Here is a 246-nt window from a genome sequence, read left to right as displayed (position 1 = left end):
AGCTATTTTACTAATTTGCTATCAAATGGCGACTTTACGCAGAGCGGTGAATCGTGGACAAAAAACGGCTTAGCTTATATCACAAGTGAGAATAGAAACAATGTTGATAGCGTGATGTTAGCTTCAGCATATGATTATAACTCAAGAGAAGGTACGGCCTCTCAAGTTGTTACGCTAGCCTCGTTGGGCTTTAGCGATTCAGAAAGCTTAGATGCAGTGTTAACTGCTAATCAAATGAAAGCGGTA

Annotated in this window: 1 protein-coding gene; it reads left to right on the top strand. The window is 40.2% G+C overall.

What is annotated here, in order from left to right; translation table 11 throughout:
• On the top strand, window positions 1-246 hold a 246-nt coding region (locus RJ41_RS19225; RefSeq protein WP_039222559.1), incomplete at both ends, for a hypothetical protein.

This window comes from Alteromonas marina (assembly GCF_000808575.1).
Lineage (GTDB): Bacteria > Pseudomonadota > Gammaproteobacteria > Enterobacterales > Alteromonadaceae > Alteromonas > Alteromonas marina_A.
This window is presented reverse-complemented; position numbering and strand designations above follow the sequence as displayed.